Raw genomic sequence first — 18,052 nt, forward strand, 5'->3', positions numbered from 1 at the left:
TCCATGTCGAACTTAGTGACCAATGCTGGACACGCCCATGTCGATGACCATGGGCACGATGACCATCACCACGACTCGGGCGAGATGACCGTATTCGGTTTCTGGCTCTACCTGATGACCGACTGCATTCTGTTTGCGTCGATCTTCGCGGTATACGCGGTACTGGTTAACAACGTAGCGGGTGGCCCGTCGGGCCACGACATCTTCGAACTGCCTTATGTACTGGGCGAAACCGCTCTGCTGCTGTTCAGTTCGATCACCTACGGCTTCGCCATGCTGGCGTTCTTCCGGGGCAACAAGAAGCAGGTACTGGGCTGGCTGGCCATGACCTTCCTGTTCGGCCTGGGCTTCATCGGCATGGAGATCAACGAGTTCCACCTGCTGATTTCCGAAGGCTACGGCCCTAGCCGTTCCGGCTTCCTGTCCGGGTTCTTCACCCTGGTCGGCACCCACGGTCTGCACGTGACCAGCGGTCTGATCTGGATGGCGATCATGATGTACCAGGTGCAGAAAAACGGCCTGACGGCGACCAACAAGACCCGTCTGAGCTGCCTGAGCCTGTTCTGGCACTTCCTGGACGTGGTGTGGATCTGCGTATTCACCGTTGTTTACCTGATGGGGACTATGTAAATGGCCAACACACACTCCCACGACGAAGCCGGTCACGGCAGCGTCAAGTCCTACGCCATCGGCTTCATCCTGTCGGTCATCCTGACACTGATCCCGTTCGGCCTGGTGATGTACCCGTCGCTGCCTAAAGACGTGACCCTGTGGATCGTCCTGGCGTTCGCGGTCATCCAGGTGATCGTTCACCTGGTGTACTTCCTCCATCTGGACCGTTCCGCGGCGCAGCGTAACAACGTCATCGCGTTTATCTTCGCGGCGCTGGTCATTGTTCTGCTGGTTGGTCTGTCGTTGTGGATCATGTTCAGCATCCACACCGTCATGATGGCCAAGTGAGGTAAACCCGATGTCGCTCAAGCACTTTATCCAAATCACCAAACCGGGGATCATTTTCGGTAACGTGCTTTCTGTGGCAGGCGGGTTTTTCCTGGCCTCGAAAGGGCATGTCGATCTGGCCATTTTCCTGGCCGCCATGATCGGCACCTCGCTGGTGGTAGCGTCCGGTTGCGTGTTCAACAACTGCATCGACCGTGACATCGACCTGAAGATGGAGCGCACCAAGAACCGCGTGCTGGTCCAGGGCCTGATCTCCCTGGAAGCGGCCCTGGTTTATGCCTCCCTCCTCGGGATCGCCGGCGTCGCCCTGCTGTACTACGTGGCCAACCCGTTGGCCGCGTTGTTCGCGGTAATCGGCTTTGTCATCTACGTCGGCCTGTACAGCCTGTACCTCAAGCGCAAGTCGGTTCACGGCACGCTGGTGGGCAGTCTGTCCGGGGCCATGCCGCCGGTGATCGGTTATGTGGCCGTGAGCAACACCTTCGACATGGCCGCGCTGACCCTGCTGGTGATGTTCAGCCTGTGGCAGATGCCGCACTCCTACGCCATCGCAATCTTCCGCTTCAACGATTACCTGGCCGCATCGATTCCGGTGCTGCCGGTAAAACGCGGGATTCGCGTGGCCAAGAAGCACATCCTGCTCTACATCCTGGCGTTCCTGGTGGCGACCCTGATGCTGACCTTCAGCGGTTACGCCGGCATGAGCTACCTGGCGGTAGCGGCGGCGATGGGCATGTACTGGCTGTACATGGCCTGGACCGGCTACAAGGCGGTGGATGACACCGTGTGGGCGCGCAAGCTGTTCGTGTTCTCGATCTTCACCATCACCGCGCTGAGCGTGATGATGTCGGTGGACTTCAAGGCCCCGACCGAGCTATTGCTGACCTACGCACACTAAGCTGTCCAGGCCACAGAAAAGCCCCGCCTTCGTAAGGAGCGCGGGGCTTTTTACATACGTGAACGAGTAACTCATTCTGGGTGACGATTAAGGTTTACGCTGCCGCACTTTTCATCGCCACTGTCGCAAGGCCACCGGCGTTAAGGCTCAGGTAAGTCCATTGCTTGTTGTTCTGCTACGTGCAACACGTCGCATCCGTCCTGCAACAACAAGGTGGCCACACTGGAGAAACGCATCAGATCGAGGTCGTCGGCGTTGCGGCGGGTCATGCCGGAGACACTGTCCAGCAGGTCGCGGGCAGCGCGGATGCGCAAGCCGGCGTAGGTCAGCAGATCAAGCAAGGGCGCTTGAGGGTTGATAAAGGCAACGGCGTGGTTGGTGGTGTTGGAGGAGGTGAAAGCTTGGTAATCCATTGGGTAACACTCCATCGTTTCGGGAGTTACCACCGTTCGCGGCCAAGCAAAGGAGGGTGGCAACTGTACGCGGGTTGGCCGACCGGGCCCGAAACATCCCGGCACACCCGAAGGTGTCCCACGCACAGTCGCCATAACACAAACGCGCAGGCGCAAAAAAAGCGCTTGCCTTTCGTTTGGTGAGCGCCTGTGCGTTACGGGAATGCTGACGGCCAAGTCAGGTCGCTGAATTGGCAGCGACGGGCGTCACTTTATGGATGCCAGTTCGTCACCGCAAGAGCCGTGTTTTTCCGAAATGTAAAAGCAGGACGTCCGTGGAACTGAGTGCGATACCTTGTCTTGAGCCACGTTTTCGCAGCGGGCATCGACTGTATTTCTCATCAATGGGTGGGCTCCCTCAGGCCTTCGCATATTGGGCTGTACAAGAGGACGTGACGCTGCAGCCACAGGCGAGCGTCGCGGGTTCAAATGCCATCGGGCGGCCATTATGGATCGCGCTACCGTCACCACCGGACACCAGGGCATAAGTACCCAGGTGGGTCGGGCAAAGGGCTTTATCGCCGAGCAGGCATTGGGCAATGCCATTCACCGGAAAGCCGCTGGCCTCAATCATGGCTCCCCCGCCTGAGTGATTGTCGCCCAAGCGGATTGCGCCTCGTCCGGACATGTTTGCCTCCTTTTCATTGAAGGTGTTGTCGTGTACCCATCGCTCACAACCCCGCCGGCAAAACCTGCGGATCACGCTGACGTACAACAGCTAGAAACTGCTCCAGCAACTCGTCGCGCTCAGTGACGGCCCCCGGCAGGCAAGTGATCGCGGCGTAAGGCGTCTTCATCAAGGGGTGATCGATTTCTTTGGGGTTAGGCAGGCCAAGCAAATCACGCAGACGCAAGACAGCGAGGATTTCAGTGGGATGAACAGCCAGGAAAACCGAACCGAATTCAAACTTTCCGCTGTCATCCTCACGCTCGGTCAGAGCGATGCGCTCCACATGAGTATCGCAAGCCAGCAGTAGCGCAGGTAGCAGCACTTCGGGATCGGGATTGCGCCAGTTGGCAACCAATTGTCCCCAGGCCAAGTCACGGGGCAAGGCGTGCTTCTCCAGGTCGAGGGGGGGGGCCAGCCAGTCGCCGATGATGCTCAGGCCGAAGGCTGCGTAACGCAGATTGGAACTGAGGGGTAAGTTGTGACCATTGCGGATGCCATAACCTTCTTCAATGCCAGCAAACAACACCTCATGATAGGGTTTAACGAGTTCGTGGCGGCCCGTCGCAATAGCACCTAGCATCAGATGAGCAGCACCATCTAGATCGCCAGCAGACTCACGATTAGTACCTTTCAATCTTTTTATATCGATTGTTTCAGCATACAACATGCGTGCAAAACCATGGGCCATATGCTGGTTAGCTAGGCTCCATTGTCCTGTCCCGGCAGCTAACAGGCTTTGTTTTATTTTCTGCATTCCCAAGGCAAAGAGTCCGAAGATGCCGTCAACGGCAGCTCCAATATCCCCCTGGCCTTTAAGGTATTCCTCAAAGTCAGTTGTCGGAAAAGAACGCCCTGATGCCCACTCCTTCGTTTTGCGCAGGCTCTTTTCCAGCCTGTTCATCGCGTTTTTTGTCATTGTTTTTCACCACGTATTAAGTTGTATGCCTGAGCCATTATCAACGAGCCTGTTCAAGCCTCCCTGCGAGTCGAAAAATATTTGTGCATGAAGGTACTCAATCTTGCCGTTGCGCTCTGCGTCCCTGATGGCTTTCATTTTTTTGTCCACATTTGGATCAACTTCGACCATTTTTTCGGGTGTCCATCCTTCTCGGGTTAACCGAATTTTCTTCATCATTTCCTTCATTTTTTGCGCCCCCCCTCCCTTCTGCGTCTTATTAAACCCCGGCGTCTTCACCCCACCCAAAGTCGCCTTGGTTTCAATCACCAGCAGCGTATTCTCGGTGAACGTCAAGGTCTTGGTCGGCGCCGTACCTTTGACCCCATCAATCAAATGCCGCTCGGCATTCGTGGGTACGCGTACGGTGATCGAGGGCGGTGGCGGGACCCACACCAGCATGTCGAGTCCATGGCCGCTCTTATTGGATAGGCCGAAGCGGTTGGGGACTTGGGCGTTGTCGCTGTAGCCAAGAATGCGTTTGGGCTGCACGCCCCATTTTTCGATCAGGGCCGCGGCAAAGGCTTCTTCGCCGGCATCACCGACGATCTTGCCAATTCTGCCAACCACCTTGAGGCTGCCGCAGTGCTGCACGATCAACATGGTGAGTCGGTTGCGCAAGGTGTTGGACATGACCGCGTAGTTGGCTTTGCCCATGGGGGAGCTGTAGCCAATCTGGCTGCTGTTGGTGTCCAGCGAGGGGCGGTCGAACCAGTCGCCGCCGCCCGTCTGGTGATCGCTGTTCCTGGCGCTGTAGCCGCCTTCGCGTTTGCTGCCGCGCAGTTCGATGGCCAGGGGCTCGGCCGAGGTGTGGCCGCCCAGGCGCTTGCGTTGCTCCTCGTTCAGGACCTGGACATCGAGTGCGGCCGAGGCCGGAGCGTCGCGGCGTATCTTGCGCAAGATCCAACGCGCCCCGCCAAAGGCGGCGGGGGTCAACATGACCAGGTTGATGAACATGAACACCTGGCGCCCGCGCTCTGCGCCGTCCTTGGGGTCGGCAAGCTGTCCCAGGCTGGCGAAGAGCTTTTCCCCAACGTCGATGTCTTCGCCGGTAATGAGCTTGGTGCTGCCGCTGCCGATGGCATTCAAGGCCAGCGCCGTGTCGATGGCGGCGATGGTGTAGCGAATGGCCTTGTAGCCTCCGAACAGACCGCGGGTCGCGATACCCACCACCGGAATCAAGGCCAGGACGCCAAAGACGATCTCGGTAACGGCGAAGACCTTCATCCAGGTCTTGTCGATGTCCTTGGCTCGCTGCAGGTGCCGGGCCAGATCCTCTGCCGCTTTGGCCGGGTCGTACTGACCGCTGATAGTCCAGTTGAAACTGGGCAGCACAGAGCGTTCGCCATAGGCACCGATGGCACGGTCGTCGGCGTAGCGGGCGCTGGTAAAGGTCCAGAAATAGATCCGCCGATCATGGAAGACGAAGTTGCCATTGCCGCAAGCGATGTTCGGCGGCGTTGGACGGATGCCGAGGACTTGCGCCCAGAAGTGCGGGGTGACGTAGTCCTCGGTGTCCATCTCGTCGTCCAGGCAGACGAACTCGTAACCCTTGGCTGCGACAAAGGCATAGAGCTCGGCCAGATAGGCATCGCCACGGGTCGCTCCCAGGCTGTCGATGACCTGCAACAAGTAGGCATCCCGGAAGTTCTGAACCTTGTCCTTAATCCACGGGTTGTGGGTAAACCAGTCGCTGGTGGCCGCCTTCTCGTGGGACGGAATGCCCAACAGCAGGTCCGCATCTCGGGGTCCCGATGGGCCGTTGAGGGCGAATGGAACCCCCAGTTCGGTGCAAGCTGCGCACACGATCCTGGGGCGCGGTGCCTGGTTATCCATCGCGTCCTGGGCGAGTTTTTCGTAGCTGGCGTTGACGGGGTTCTCAGCCATGGTCGGCCTCCATCAGAACGTTCTGGTGCTGGCGCAGGAAGGTCGCCAAGGCATGGCTTCGGGCAGGCAGGTTGGTGACTTCCTCGAGTGCGCGATGCAGGGTTTGCAGCAGCGGATTGAGGTGGTAGAAGCGACCGAAGCTCGCCGCTAATAACAGGTGGTGGGTCAACAGCACCAGGCTGGTACGCGCCACGCCATGCAGGTCCTCGGTAGGCAGCGGCACGGGCAGCCCCATCTCCTGGTAGATCCGGTACTCATAGGTGGTAAGCACCTTGCGCTTGATGGGAGCCAATCCGAGAAACTCGCAGGCATCGGCTTCGTACAGCATGAACAGTTGCAGAACCTCCGCTGCCTTTAGCACGCCGCGCAAGGCCGCTAGTCGCTGAAACGCCGACCAGATAGCGTCGTGACCGAGTTTTTCGCTGGGAATGGACAGGATGTCGAGGGTCACCTCATGCATCGAGCACTGCACGGACTCAAGCTGCCGACGCAGCTTGATCGCGGTATTGACCGCCATGTCCAGGCGCACGTCCTGTTCCATGCCTGGGTCTTCGAGGATGAGAGCAACCTGTGCGTAGGTCGGATCACGTTCCCAGTGCAGCCCCAGCAGGACACTCAAGGTGATGTGGCTGCTGTACGGCTTACCCTGATCGTAGCCGGCGGCTGTGGCATCAACGCCAGCCTGGTTGACCAAACCTTGTATGCAGTCCGGCTTGCTGGGGATGCGGGGTATGACGGCTGCCAGGGTCTCGCACAAATAGCACGTCAGCCTGCGGTTCGCCTGTTCGCGCTTGATGCGCTCCATCGCGCTTAGGTTCAAGGTGTTCAGGGGCATCAGCTTTCCCCCTTCGCCGTCACTTCATGCCAGACCAGACAACCATCGAATGTGGCAGCGCTGTCGCCTTGCTGTTCGAACAGGGGTTGCACCCGCCGCGACAAGCCGCTGTGTGGCCCATGAAAATACAGTGCTTCAATGCCGCCCTCGGCAAACAGTCGTGCCAGGGGTTCTGGGGCGTGAGAGAGCGAGGCCACGTAGGTGTGCAGCGCGTCCGGATGGCCCAGGCGCAGGAAAAAGAAACGGCCCTGATCTTCGAACTTGCTGAAGCGTCGCAGGTGTTGCCAGAGCTCCGGGAAAGGCCGTCGGCTGAACAGCCAGGTCAAGGCCAGCCTGTCGTAGTGTTCGCCCAGCCAGTCATCAAAATCGCTGCCCCGCTCGACCTGGCACAGGTACGGCGCATGTTGCTCCAGGCCACTGAGCGATTCCAGACGCCACAGTGAACGGTGGGCGACGCCATGGAACTCCAGGCGGGCGAGCAGATTGCGCTCGGCCGATGCTTCGACCAGAACGAAAGCGGATGGGCTGTTTGCAGGCCTGAGCAGGCCAAGGTCATCGAGGTGTTGATAGGCACTCATGCTTTGTCCCCCCTGGCGAAGGGGCACTCTTCGATCAACGCAGAACCTTGGTTGATCGCGGCCTCAATGGCTTGGACCTGGTCACCGGCGGGGGCGACGATGCTCACGTTGCCCTTGAGCCGGATGTTGGGCGCCTCCAGGGTGATACCGCTGGCATCGAGCACGATCTTTCCTGCCGGCCCACGAATCAGAATGCGCTCGGTACCTTGCAGTTGATATTCCCGGGTCAAGGTGCGCAGGGCCGTCCTGGCTTCGATGGACTGCACGCCCTCGATCACGATTTTTTCGTTTTCACCGACAGTCACCCAATGGCTGGCGGTGATGTCTTCATTGAGGGTGTTTCCGATCTTGCGGACTTCGTTGCGATCGATGGTGACGAACACATCCTGACGGATGTGCTCCTTGCGATTACGGCTGACCGTATTGGTTTCGTCTTGACCGATGGAAGTGATGCGATCACGCACCACACCAATAGTCTGGTCATTGCCAATAGAGACTGTCTCGTCGTTATTGACATGGATGGTCTGGTCTTTCTGTGCGTGAACGTAGATCTCTTCCTGGCCTTTGCGGTCTTCGATGCGCAACTCGTTGTAGCCGCCTCCGCCTGGACTACTGTTGCTTTTGAACACGCTGCGCGTTTTGTTCGCTGGCAGCGGATAGGGCACGGGAGTGTGCTGATTCGGTACGCAGCCGGTCACCAGGGGCTGCTCGGGATCACCACCGATAAAGCTCACCAGCACTTCCATGCCGATCCGCGGGATCACCACGTGGCCAAAGCCTTCACCGGCCCAGCTGGTGGCGACCCTCACCCAGCAACTGGAGAAGTCGTTGCGTTCGCCTTCGCGGTCCCAATGAAACTGAATCTTTATCCGCGAGAATTCGTCACACCAGATTTCTTCGCCCGCAGGACCGGTCACCAGCGCGGTCTGGCTGCTCAGTCGCGGCTTGGGGGTCGGCTCTTGGGGGCGGAAGAATGTTTCGCTGGGGATGGCGCTGAAGCGGTTGCGGTAGCCCTGGGTGAAGCCGCCGTGGCGCTCGTCGCTGGTGACCGACTCCTCCAGCACCTGCGGTTGGCGACCCTCATGTTCAACGCTCACCAGCAGCCACATCTGGTTGTATTCGCTGCGTGGGTGTTCGCTGAGGGAGACCAGATGGCCGCAGCGCAAGTTCGACAGATCACTTTGTCCCTTGGCCAACTGGTAGTCGGCGCGGTGACCTTCGAGGGCGATCTGGCTCAACTGCTTGCCCACCGCGCCGGTGCTGTAGCGGCCGGGGTAGCGATAGTCTTCCAGCACCGGGATGGCTTCGCTGCGTGCCCCGGTATGCAAGGTGCTGGGCACCGGATCGAGTGGAGCGCCGCTTGAGGCGCTGCGCGGATCGGGTTTTTTCAGGTTGTAGTCGCGACGCACCACCTGGCTGGTGCGGGTGCTGAAACGCACCGCGAAATGGCTGACCACCGGGTCTTCGGCGGCCAGGCCGCTGTCTTGCTGATAGCGCGCGGTGGGCAGGATCGGGTAGTCGGTCTGGTTGTCGGAAAACACCAGCAGGTGCTGGTCGAGGCTGTGTTCGTGGTGCCAGTGAATGCCGTCTTCAAAGCACAGGCGTTGCAGAAACTGGAAATCCGTCTCCCCGTATTGCACGCAATACACCCTGGGTACTGAAGGCTTGGGGGCGATGTTGAAGCGGTATTGGTCGGCGAGTATGCCGTGCTCCTTGAGCACCTTGGCAATGATCTGCGGCACCGTCAGGTTCTGGTAGACCCGCTGGTTGTGGCGGTGCTGCAACTGGTACAGGTGAGGGCGCAGGATCAGTTGATAGCGGGTCATGCGCTTGCCGCTGTCGCCGATTTCGATGTCGTCGATCAGGCCATGGATGCCTTCGCCCTTGAGACCGAACTGCAGGAACGCCGGCTGGTTGAGCAGGCTCTCCAGATCGACACGGGGGTTGTCCGAAACCAGTTCGATGTGGATGGCATAGAGCTCGCTGATGGCTTCGCGACCCTTGAAGGCCAGCACCTTGAAGTCGTGGCGAACGGCTGGGATGGACAGCACGAAATGCGCAGTGTCGGCCGGCGCGAACATAGGCTCATCCTTAAGCGTGAGAGAGGCCAGACCCGCGCCGTACCTGGCCCGGGTGCAAAGTGGCGCTCAACCTAGCAAAGGGTGCAACGAGGTTTATATGGGACTGGTCTGGAAAATTATTTGAAATTTCTGGCTTGATGTTGACGTTTTCGATGACGAAGCCTCGTGTGGAGCAATCGCCCCACCAAATGTGGAGTCACACATTCCTTAAAGTTTTTCGGCCCAGTACGATCCCTTGGCCGGGTAAAATTGCCGGTTCGTTGATTTAGCCTGAGTGGATGTCATGCAAAGCCGTATTGAAATGAACGACTCCAAGCTGCGCTACGGCGCGGTCAGTCGTGGGTTGCACTGGGCCATGGCGCTGGCCTTTGCCTGGATCTATTGCTCGACCGCCGCCCATTACCTGCTGGAGGATTCGGCACTGGACAAGTTCCTCTGGCCGACCCACAAGCAAGTCGGGCTGCTATTGATGGGGCTGTTGCTGGTGCGGCTTATCTGGAGCCTGTTGAACCGCCATCGTCGGCCGCCGAGCCTGAACCTGGCCGCGCGTCTGGGGCATGGGCTGCTGTATGTCGGGATGTTCGCCATTCCGTTTCTCGGGCTGCTGCGCCAGTACGGCTCCGGGCGAGCGTTTTCCGCCTTCGGGCTGCCGGTGATGAGCGGCTTCGAAGGGCCGAAGATCCAGTGGATGACCGACCTGGGCAACAGCTTCCATAGCCTGCTGGGCTGGACCTTGCTGGTACTGATCGCCGGTCATGTGGCGGCGGTGATCCTGCATTGCGTCAAAGGCCAGGGGCATATCCTGCGGCGCATGGCCGGTCGCACGACCTCGGCTTGAGTGATCGTCCGAGCAGAGAAAACCCCGTCTTCGAGAGAAGGGCGGGGTTTTTTATTTAGAGCGTCTTGGGGGGATTCTGGACGATCTTCAGTGCCAGATCATTTTGTCTGGTTGCTGCTCATGTATCTCTTGAACAGTGATCTTGCGCCATAAGCTGGCAAGATATTGAAGAGCGCAAAAAAAACTTTAATCGCAATCTGAAAGAAGATCATGTTCAGAATGTCGCTGTTCTTCATCAATCCATAGAAGGCGATATAGCAAAACAGAAAGCTGTCGATTATGACCGCGAAGAAGGTGCTCAAGAATATTCGCAGGAACAGAAATCTGGAGTTTGTCAGCTCTTTTATCTTGCATAGCAAGTATGAGTTTATGTTTTCAGAAACGAGAAATGAAACAGAGGATGCTACCAGCACGGATGACACTTGAATGATCACATCGTTGTAGGGTGTTTCAAGCTTCCAACCGGGCATTCCTGGTAGGAAGGTAGAACCATAGAGCAGGATGAAAACCGTGGATGTGCTAGCGAATGCAAAGAAAATGGCTCTTCTGGCCAGTCGTAGTCCAAAGTTCTCGTTTAGCAAGTCGACGATCAAAAAAGTTATGGAGTAAAGGAAAGTGCCAGGAGTAATGATGATGTCCAGCGACTCCAGATAAATGGGTTTTGTCGCTGCAATACTGGTGAATATATAGAATGTCACGAGCAGTAAGTTCAGGATGATATAGATCATCCATGAATTCTCATGGCGATCATTCAGGTCGTATGCGGTCAGCGTGTCTCCCTGTGAATAGAGCTTTCGATACAGATTCTTGATTTCCGTTTTGTTCAGGTTGTCCATTATTTCACTGTTCAATACCTCTCTTAGCTTGATTCTGATGACCTTGCCCGTGGCGATGATCATGATCACGGCAAGTTTTTTATTGTTCTCGAAACCCAGAAGTTTGTATTTGCTATTTTCGATTTCGCTTTCATGGGCCGTCATTGAACCGCTCCTCAATGATATCGCCCACTAGAATCATGCGATCTGAGTCGGAACAAACATCATTCAAGATAAGCAGCTTGCCTGTCAGTTTGTCGTAAACCAGTTTCTCTTTGTCGTCACTCGATGAGCCCTTTTGTACGATCAATAGATCGCCGGGTTCATTCATGCCATCGATCTCGCTCTCCAACAGCACCGCTATCAAGTTGTGGGAAGCACCGAAGTAGTAAGTCAGCGGATAGAGTATCGCCAACTCTCCAATTCGTTTGTCCATGTTGGCGATCAGCAGGCTCTCCTTGATGATCGGAACGGCCGCAGGGTTCATGTTGCCTTGAGGGGAAATGCTGCTCTCGATGATCTCCTTTTCTTCAAAGTCGACAGTCTCTATTTCTTCGTAGGAGACGCCGAAAAAGTCGGAGATTTTTCGAATGGTGGACTGCTGTACGTTGGTGACCTTGCCTTCCAGAATGTTGTAGATGGTCGTTCTGGTCAGGCCACTGGCATTGCACAAAGACAGTTGTGTCTCACCACGGCTTTTGATCAGGTACTTGATGTTGCTTTTTAAATGCTCGGTTCTTTCTCTCTTGTGCATCTGATACTCACCACTTCCTTTTGGCCGTAACCCATTGAATCTTCAACAGTGACAGAGCCGTATCAGGCATCCAGTCACCCGACGCCGAGGCGAGATAGGCCAGATTGCCGCCTCCATCCCGGGACATTTCGCTGTCGATTTACTAAGTGATCAAGTTCTCCGACAGGTGCTGGATCAGCGTCACTGAGGAAAAATTGTCGCATGCGCCGACCATGACAATACAGTCCCGTAGGCTTGGCGTCATGGCGCCCGACAGTGAAGGTTCTCGGTAATGCATGGCCGAGGCTGCCCTTCCTTGATAAGAAAAGCATCATTTAATTTGGAAAATGTTTAATTCTTTGATTAATTTTGTTGCGCCTTATAGAGTCTGACGCCGAGGCTTGGATAAGCCCGATGCAGGCAAACGAACGTGATATCCAGGAAGCGTGCTGTCGTTCGTGGCGCGCAACACTCAAGGAAGGGACACAGAACAATGGCAGCTGACACTGAACCACTCAGGACCCAGGCCGACCTGCTGCGACGCGGTTTGGCCGATCTGCGAACCGAAGATGCCGAGCTGGCAAACATCCTCGATGCGGAAGTCACGCGTCAACATCACACGCTGTCGTTGGTTTCATCCTCCTGTGCCGCCGGCCCGCGGACCTTGGCCGCTTCGGCCTCGGCCCTGGTCAACGTCACTCTGGAAGGCACCCTTGGCCGGCGTCATCACCCCGGGTGCGGGAACGCCGACCGGGTCGAGTCGCTGGCGATTCGGCGGGCCCAAACACTGTTCGGTGCGCAATACGCCAGTGTGCAATCGCATTCGGCCTCCAGTGCCGTTTACCAGGTGCTCACGGCCCTGGCCGAGCCCGGGGATACGATTCTCGGCATGGCCCTCGACCACGGTGGGCAGCTGACTCACGGCAGTGCGCTGGCTTTCACGGAGGCCCATTACAAGGCCATCCGCTACGGCACCACGTCCCTGGGCAACATCGATTACCAAGAAGTACGGCAACTGGCGTTGGCCCATCGTCCGCGGATCATCCTCTGTGGTGCGACGGCCTACTCACGAGTTCTGGATTTCCAGCGTTTGCGGGCCATCGCCGATGAAGCCGGGGCGCTGCTGCTGGCGGACATTTCGCACATCGCCGGGCTGGTGGCCACCGGGCGCCACCCGAGCCCGATCGACGCGGCGCACGTGACCATCACCTGCACCCACAGGCAACTCGGAGGGCCTCGTTCAGGGCTGATTCTTTCCGGACGGGACGCCGACACCAAGGTGCCCGGGCTGCGCTCGACCTTGCGCCGCATCCTCGATCAGGCGGTTTTCCCGGGCATGCAGGGAGCGCCCATGGTGAACATGATCGCCGCCAAGGCGGCCGCCCTGGGGCATGCCATGTCTCCCCAGTTCGATGCCTACATGGGGCGGGTTCGCGACGCGGCGGATGAAATGGCCAGCGCGTTCATGGCTCGGGACTACGAGGTCGTGGGCGGGGGCACGGAGAACCATTCGATTCTGTTGCGGTTGCGGGGCGGCATCACCGGGGCCATCGCCGAGTCGGCGCTGGAAGCCTGCGGCATCATCGTCAACAAACTGCGCGCTCGGGGGGAAACCCGCTCGTCCTTTGTCGGCAATGGGCTGTGCATCGGCAGCGGCTCCGTCGCCCAGCGTGGCCTCGATCCCCAAGGCTGTCGCCAGGTCGTCGATCTGGTGTGCCGGATACTGGACAAAGTGACGCCCCTTGGCGAGCAGAGGTACCAGCTGGATCCCGTGCTGCAGGAGCAGTTCCGTCTGGAGGTGGAGGCTTTGTGCTTGAGGTATCCGATTGCGGATTACCGGGATAGCTGAGGAGCAGGCCAAGCCCCGACTTCGCTGTGAAGTACGGGGCTTTTTCTTGGCGGCTGGGGGAGGCTTCGCGAGCAAGCTCGCTCCTACAGGGCCGGGTTACAGCTGTTGTTGCGCGCTGTAGCCTTCGAATGCGGTCTGTTGCTGGATCGCGGTGATGATGTTCTTGCGGGTCGCTTGCTGCTCGTTGCCGTTCTTGTCGAGGAACATTTCGCTTTCCAGTTCCGCCTCATCGCCTTCGCCGACAAAGCTGAAACCGAGGAATTCGAAGGCTTCACGGTCGACGTTGGCCTTGGAGCGCGGGCGCATCGGCAGGGTGACGCTGATGCCGTCCTTGCTGATGGCGAACACTTCCATTTCCTTCTTCGGCCGCGCCTTGCTCTTGCCACCGCTGGGGTTGCTGATGGCCTGGTGCGTCTGGTTCAGCACTTTCAGGGCCAGGCCGTAGACCAGTTCCTGGAAGTCCGGGTCGTCCTTGTAGCTGGAGAGAATCCGGCTGATGGGGAATTTCTTGCTCAGGTCTTCCAGGGCGGCCAGGTCGGCGGCCTCGGCGTCTTTGAGTTGCTTGAGCTGGCCCATGAGTTCATAGGCGGTGTCGTCGTCAAAGCGGTCGTGGGCCTGGCGAATCGCAGCACGCAGTTCGCGAATCTGGTCACTTTCTTTCGAGCTGTGGAAGGCGTCGAGCACCATCTCGCTGATGGTCTTGGCCTGGGACACGTGCTGGGAAAGATGAATGGCGTTTTCGTATTCGGCCTTGTTGGACAGGGCGATCACGGATTCTTCGGTGTTGGAATCAGGCATTGAACATCCACTACTTGGTTTAACAGGTTTGAGGCGCGAAAGGCCCGGGGGGCATTTTCGGGGGCGCCTAATCTATTGGACCCGGCCCCTAATGTCACGGACCAAGCGACCCGCCCAACAGGACGGTCCCTACAGACCGGTTTGCACAGCGAAGATTCCCCAGTGCTCGAAGGGCATGGCCGCGCGGCTTTCAGGCGTTGAGCCGCGGTTGCCGGAAGTTGCGGTACAGCTTGAGTGCTCGCCCGCAGAACAGACCAACGGTAAAGCCTGCGGCGGCGCCACTGATAGCGAGCATCTGCACGCTGGCGGCCTGTTCGGGGTGCACGGCGGTTTGATAGCCGATCCAGTATTTCACCGCGAAGAACAGCAGCGAGATGGCGAGGATCTTCACGGTGCCGGGCACCAGGATCGCCTCGCCGCCGGACTCCAGTAGCACGCCGGCGCTGGAGAACAACAGCATCGCTAGCAGGCTGCCGAGTGTCGCGCCGCTGGCCCAGGCGCCCAGCGCCAGCAATGGATGCTCACCAAGGTTCACCGAACACAGCGACCAGACCAGCAGGATCGCCGGTGTCAGCAGCAGCGAACGGCGGCTCTCGCGAGTGGTGGCGAGGGCGCGCAGGCCGTAGTAGCCGATCAGGGCGAAGACCGCATACACCCACATGGGGGTGCCTTGAAGGATATCGAGCATCTGTAGCGTCCTTGCTTCAGCGGAAAATGAGCGATCCATGGTGCGCTTTGTACCCGCCCACGTGAAGCCTCAACCCTCTGCACAGCTCACCGCAGCCGCTTGCGGCTGAAAACTTGCTGCTCCAAGCTCAGCGCACCTGCGTATCGCTGACCCCAGCCTCCAGTTCCTGGCGCAGATCGCTGCCCCGACGGGCGATGAACACCAATTGCGCGGCATGCTCGGTGGGCTGGTCGGCGGCCAGGGTGAACTGACTGCGGTTGCCCACATGCTGCAACCAGTAGGGTTGTTCATTGCCCTCCAGGCGCACCAGGCCCTTGAGGCGCAGCAGGTCGGCGGGCAGGCGCGCCAGCCAGTCGCGCAGGGCCTTGGGCTGCAGCGGTCGCGAGCTTTTCCACACCCAGCTTTCGAACAGTTCGTCGTGGGCCTGGGGCAGGGCCTTGAACAGCACTTCGGTGGAGCGCACCGGCGGCGCCAGCAGCAGCTCGGGGGGCAGTTCGGCCTGCACCGTGTCGAACACCGGGGCACGATGGCCGAGGCTGGCGCGAATGCTCTGCAACTGCTCGGCGCTCACCAGGTCGGCCTTGTTCAGCAGCACCCAGTCGGCGCAGGCCACCTGGGCCCGGGATAGCCGGGCCATTTCCCCTTCCAGGTCCTGGTAGCCGCTGGCGTCCACCAGGGTGATCACCGCGTCCAGGTGCAGGCGGTTGCGCAGTTGCGGGTAGCCGATGGTCTGCACGATGCGCTGCGGATCGGAGACGCCGCTGCACTCGATGACGATCCGCTCCAGGGCCGGGCGCAGCTTGGACAGGCTCACCAGTTGCGCCAGCAGGTCCTCCTGCACGGTGCAGCAGATGCAGCCGTTCTGCAGGCTGTACACCGCGTCGGTAACCTCGGCAATGATCGCCGCATCGATGTTCAGTTCGCCGAAGTCGTTGACGATCACCGCCAGTCGGCCGCTGTCGGCGCGCTGCACCATGCGGTTGAGCAGGGTGGTCTTGCCGGCGCCAAGAAAGCCTGCAACCACGGTGACCGGAATGCTCGGGGTGCTGTTCATTGTTCCTTGCCCTCGATCACCGGCGGCAGGCCTTCCCACACCGCTTGCATTGGCGTGTCGCTGAAGGTGCCCTGGCGGTCGTAGACCAGTTGCCCTTCGACGAAGGTCAGTTGTACCTGGGTGTGGTGGATGTAGTTGCGCGCGCCCTGGGCAAACAGGTCGCGGTCGAGGACGATCAGGTCCGCCGACTTGCCGGCCTCCAGGCTGCCGGTCAGGTGTTCCAGGCCCATGGCGTGGGCGCCGTTGAGGGTCGCCACTTGCAGGGCCTGTTCCAGGCTGATGGGGTCGCCGAAGGTGTCGGGTTCCTGGTTCCACGGGTTCTGCCGGGTGACCATGGTTTCCAGGGCCAGCCACGGGTCGATCGAGGCCACCGGCCAGTCGGTGCCGAACACCGCGATGCCACCGGCCGCCAGCACGCCCTTGAAGTCATAGATGCGCTTGAGGCGTTCCTGGCCATAGCCGGAGCGCGCGCCACTGGCGAAGGGCGTCGGGTACCAGGCCGCCGGGGAGAACTCGGCAATCACGTCCAGGCTCTGGAAGCGCTTGAGGTTGCCCGGGTGCAGCAGGGTGCTGTGGGCGCATTGGTGGCGGATGCCACTGTTGCCGTTGCGCCGCCGGGCTTCGGCCACGGCGTCGAGGAACACGTCGGAGGCGCCGTCGCCGGTGCAGTGGGCGATCACCCGCAGACCGCGCTTGTCCATGTCCACCACCATGTCGGTGATGTGTTCCGGGGTCAGGTTGAGCTTGCCGCGCCAGCTCGACTCTTCCGGCCAGGGGGTCAGCAGGTAGGACGACTTGGGCTCCACGGTGCCGTCGAAGTGGAACTTCACCGCGTTGGCATTCAGGCGCGCGCTGCGATAGAAATGCCGCTCGCCGCTGAGCAGCTCCCAGCGCCGACGCACCGGGAAGATATCGTCCTGCCAACTGATGGCCGCCTCCACCCGCAGGGTCAGCTCACCGGCATCGTCCAGTTCCTTGAGGGCTTGCAGGCGGTTCTCGCAGACGTGCACGTACTTGGTGGCGGTGACCCCGCGAGAGGTCTGGAAGTGCACGCCATCGCGATAGGCACGGCGCAGCACCGACACCGGAGTCGGCGGCATGGCGGCGTGGATCAGGGCGTAGGCACCGTCGATCAGCAGGCCGTTGGGCTCGCCGGTCAGTTCATCGCGCTCCAGATAGCCGTTGCGCGGATCGCTGGTGTGGCGGTCGATACCGGCCAGTTCCAGGGCTTTGGAGTTGACCATCATGGTGCCCCACATGCGGTCCAGCAGGGCTACCGGACGGTCCGGCATGACGCTGTCGAGCCACTCGCGGCCCGGCGTCAGGCCGGCTTCGCGGAAGGTGTAGCGCACCCAGTACTGGCCGTAGATCCAGCCGTCGCCGGGGTGACTGTCGGCGTAGGCATGAATCGCCGCCGCCAGTTGCTCGGGAGTCGGGTCCTCGATGCCCACGTCCAGGTCGTCGGCGTAGCGCGGCGCCAGGGCCAGGTCCGGGTGGGTGTGCATGTCGTGCAGGCCGGGCATGCAGAAGGCCCCGTCCAGATCGTGTTGGCGGGTGTTGGGCCCGATCAGCGAGGCCAGGGAGGCGAGGCTGCCCACCGCGATCAGCTTGCCCTGGCGGATGGCCACGGCGTCGGCCCAGGGCTGGGCCGGGTCGAGGGTGTACATCCGGCCGTTGTGCAGCACCAGTTCGGCGTATTGATCGACGGCGCTATGGGTGGAGTTGAATTGGTCGGAAGCGGTCACGGGGTCAACCTCTCAAGCAGGGGAGCCCTTCAAAGGTGGGCAGAAAAGTGGGCGACAAGCTCAGTTGCATTCTTGTTGTGCGGGCTACTGTGGCGAGGGAGCTTGCTCCCGCTGGGTGGCGTAGCCACCCCAATGGCCGCGACCGCGATGGCCAGGCCTTTACGACTGCTTCGCAGCCGAACGGGAGCAAGCTCCCTCACCACAATCGGGCTGTTG

18 protein-coding genes are annotated in these 18,052 nt (G+C 59.6%); 5 read left to right on the forward strand and 13 right to left on the reverse strand.

Translation table 11 applies throughout. From position 1 onward, the window contains the following. Positions 1-3: 3 nt before the first annotated feature. Genes GGI48_RS21285 through cyoE form a run of 3 tightly spaced genes read left to right on the forward strand, consistent with a single transcriptional unit; the run spans position 4 to position 1,858 of the window. A complete protein-coding gene (locus GGI48_RS21285; protein ID WP_011063285.1) occupies positions 4-630 on the forward strand; it encodes a cytochrome o ubiquinol oxidase subunit III in 627 nt (208 codons plus the stop codon). Continuing rightward, a complete protein-coding gene (cyoD, locus tag GGI48_RS21290; RefSeq protein ID WP_016964601.1) occupies positions 631-960 on the forward strand; it encodes a cytochrome o ubiquinol oxidase subunit IV in 330 nt (109 codons plus the stop codon). It begins immediately after the preceding gene. Between the two features lie 10 nt (positions 961-970). Further along, positions 971-1,858: a heme o synthase gene (gene cyoE / locus GGI48_RS21295; RefSeq protein WP_016964602.1), complete on the forward strand. Its 888-nt coding sequence runs from the start codon at positions 971-973 to the stop codon at positions 1,856-1,858. 140 nt (positions 1,859-1,998) lie between these two features. On the opposite strand, the gene GGI48_RS21300 is transcribed toward cyoE, so the two are convergent. From GGI48_RS21300 to tssI, 7 genes are all read right to left on the reverse strand, one after another. Next, the gene (locus tag GGI48_RS21300) at positions 1,999-2,271 is read right to left on the reverse strand and encodes a hypothetical protein (RefSeq protein WP_103740492.1); all 273 of its coding nucleotides are present in this window, start codon (positions 2,269-2,271) and stop codon (positions 1,999-2,001) included. A 397-nt stretch (positions 2,272-2,668) separates the two neighbouring features. Then, entirely contained in the window at positions 2,669-2,884 is a 216-nt protein-coding gene (locus GGI48_RS21305; protein ID WP_233172535.1) for a PAAR domain-containing protein, read from the reverse strand. 97 nt (positions 2,885-2,981) lie between these two features. After that, positions 2,982-3,896 carry a hypothetical protein gene (locus GGI48_RS31205; protein WP_260620496.1) on the reverse strand — a complete coding sequence of 305 codons (915 nt, stop codon included), beginning with the start codon at positions 3,894-3,896 and terminating at the stop codon, positions 2,982-2,984. A 6-nt stretch (positions 3,897-3,902) separates the two neighbouring features. After that, entirely contained in the window at positions 3,903-5,822 is a 1,920-nt protein-coding gene (locus GGI48_RS21315) for a hypothetical protein (protein ID WP_179599926.1), read from the reverse strand. Continuing rightward, entirely contained in the window at positions 5,815-6,657 is an 843-nt protein-coding gene (locus GGI48_RS21320) for a hypothetical protein (RefSeq protein WP_179599928.1), read from the reverse strand. Before GGI48_RS21320 ends, GGI48_RS21315 begins: the two co-directional genes overlap by 8 nt. Continuing rightward, positions 6,657-7,235 carry a DUF4123 domain-containing protein gene (locus tag GGI48_RS21325; protein WP_047305995.1) on the reverse strand — a complete coding sequence of 193 codons (579 nt, stop codon included), beginning with the start codon at positions 7,233-7,235 and terminating at the stop codon, positions 6,657-6,659. The genes GGI48_RS21320 and GGI48_RS21325 overlap by 1 nt, the downstream gene beginning before the upstream one ends. Then, positions 7,232-9,316 (reverse strand): type VI secretion system tip protein VgrG, encoded by a 2,085-nt coding sequence (tssI, locus tag GGI48_RS21330; protein WP_047305994.1) that lies wholly within the window; start codon positions 9,314-9,316, stop codon positions 7,232-7,234. The genes GGI48_RS21325 and tssI overlap by 4 nt, the downstream gene beginning before the upstream one ends. Positions 9,317-9,599: 283 nt before the next feature. Between tssI and GGI48_RS21335 the strand changes: the two genes are divergently transcribed. Beyond that, positions 9,600-10,154, forward strand: a complete 555-nt coding sequence (locus GGI48_RS21335) for a cytochrome b (RefSeq protein ID WP_047305993.1) — start codon at positions 9,600-9,602, stop codon at positions 10,152-10,154. A gap of 98 nt (positions 10,155-10,252) precedes the next feature. Here the strand turns inward: GGI48_RS21335 and GGI48_RS21340 are convergent, their stop codons facing one another. Further along, positions 10,253-11,134 carry a queuosine precursor transporter gene (locus GGI48_RS21340; RefSeq protein ID WP_047305992.1) on the reverse strand — a complete coding sequence of 294 codons (882 nt, stop codon included), beginning with the start codon at positions 11,132-11,134 and terminating at the stop codon, positions 10,253-10,255. Beyond that, positions 11,121-11,723: a helix-turn-helix transcriptional regulator gene (locus GGI48_RS21345; protein WP_047305991.1), complete on the reverse strand. Its 603-nt coding sequence runs from the start codon at positions 11,721-11,723 to the stop codon at positions 11,121-11,123. Before GGI48_RS21345 ends, GGI48_RS21340 begins: the two co-directional genes overlap by 14 nt. 472 nt (positions 11,724-12,195) lie before the next feature. Between GGI48_RS21345 and glyA the strand changes: the two genes are divergently transcribed. Beyond that, positions 12,196-13,551 (forward strand): serine hydroxymethyltransferase, encoded by a 1,356-nt coding sequence (gene glyA, locus GGI48_RS21350; RefSeq protein WP_179599930.1) that lies wholly within the window; start codon positions 12,196-12,198, stop codon positions 13,549-13,551. 96 nt (positions 13,552-13,647) lie between these two features. Here glyA and GGI48_RS21355 read toward each other — a convergent pair whose 3' ends face one another. The 4 genes from GGI48_RS21355 to GGI48_RS21370 form a co-directional block, all read right to left on the reverse strand. After that, positions 13,648-14,349: a hypothetical protein gene (locus tag GGI48_RS21355; RefSeq protein ID WP_047305989.1), complete on the reverse strand. Its 702-nt coding sequence runs from the start codon at positions 14,347-14,349 to the stop codon at positions 13,648-13,650. A gap of 190 nt (positions 14,350-14,539) precedes the next feature. Next, a complete protein-coding gene (locus tag GGI48_RS21360) occupies positions 14,540-15,037 on the reverse strand; it encodes a DUF6622 family protein (RefSeq protein WP_179599931.1) in 498 nt (165 codons plus the stop codon). Between the two features lie 127 nt (positions 15,038-15,164). Next, on the reverse strand, positions 15,165-16,091 hold the full coding sequence (locus tag GGI48_RS21365) for a CobW family GTP-binding protein (RefSeq protein ID WP_179599933.1): 927 nt from the start codon (positions 16,089-16,091) through the stop codon (positions 15,165-15,167). Then, positions 16,088-17,836, reverse strand: a complete 1,749-nt coding sequence (locus GGI48_RS21370; protein ID WP_179599935.1) for an amidohydrolase — start codon at positions 17,834-17,836, stop codon at positions 16,088-16,090. Before GGI48_RS21370 ends, GGI48_RS21365 begins: the two co-directional genes overlap by 4 nt. Positions 17,837-18,052 lie beyond the last annotated feature (216 nt).

Source organism: Pseudomonas protegens (assembly GCF_013407925.2).
In the GTDB taxonomy this organism is placed as follows: domain Bacteria; phylum Pseudomonadota; class Gammaproteobacteria; order Pseudomonadales; family Pseudomonadaceae; genus Aquipseudomonas; species Aquipseudomonas fluorescens_AP.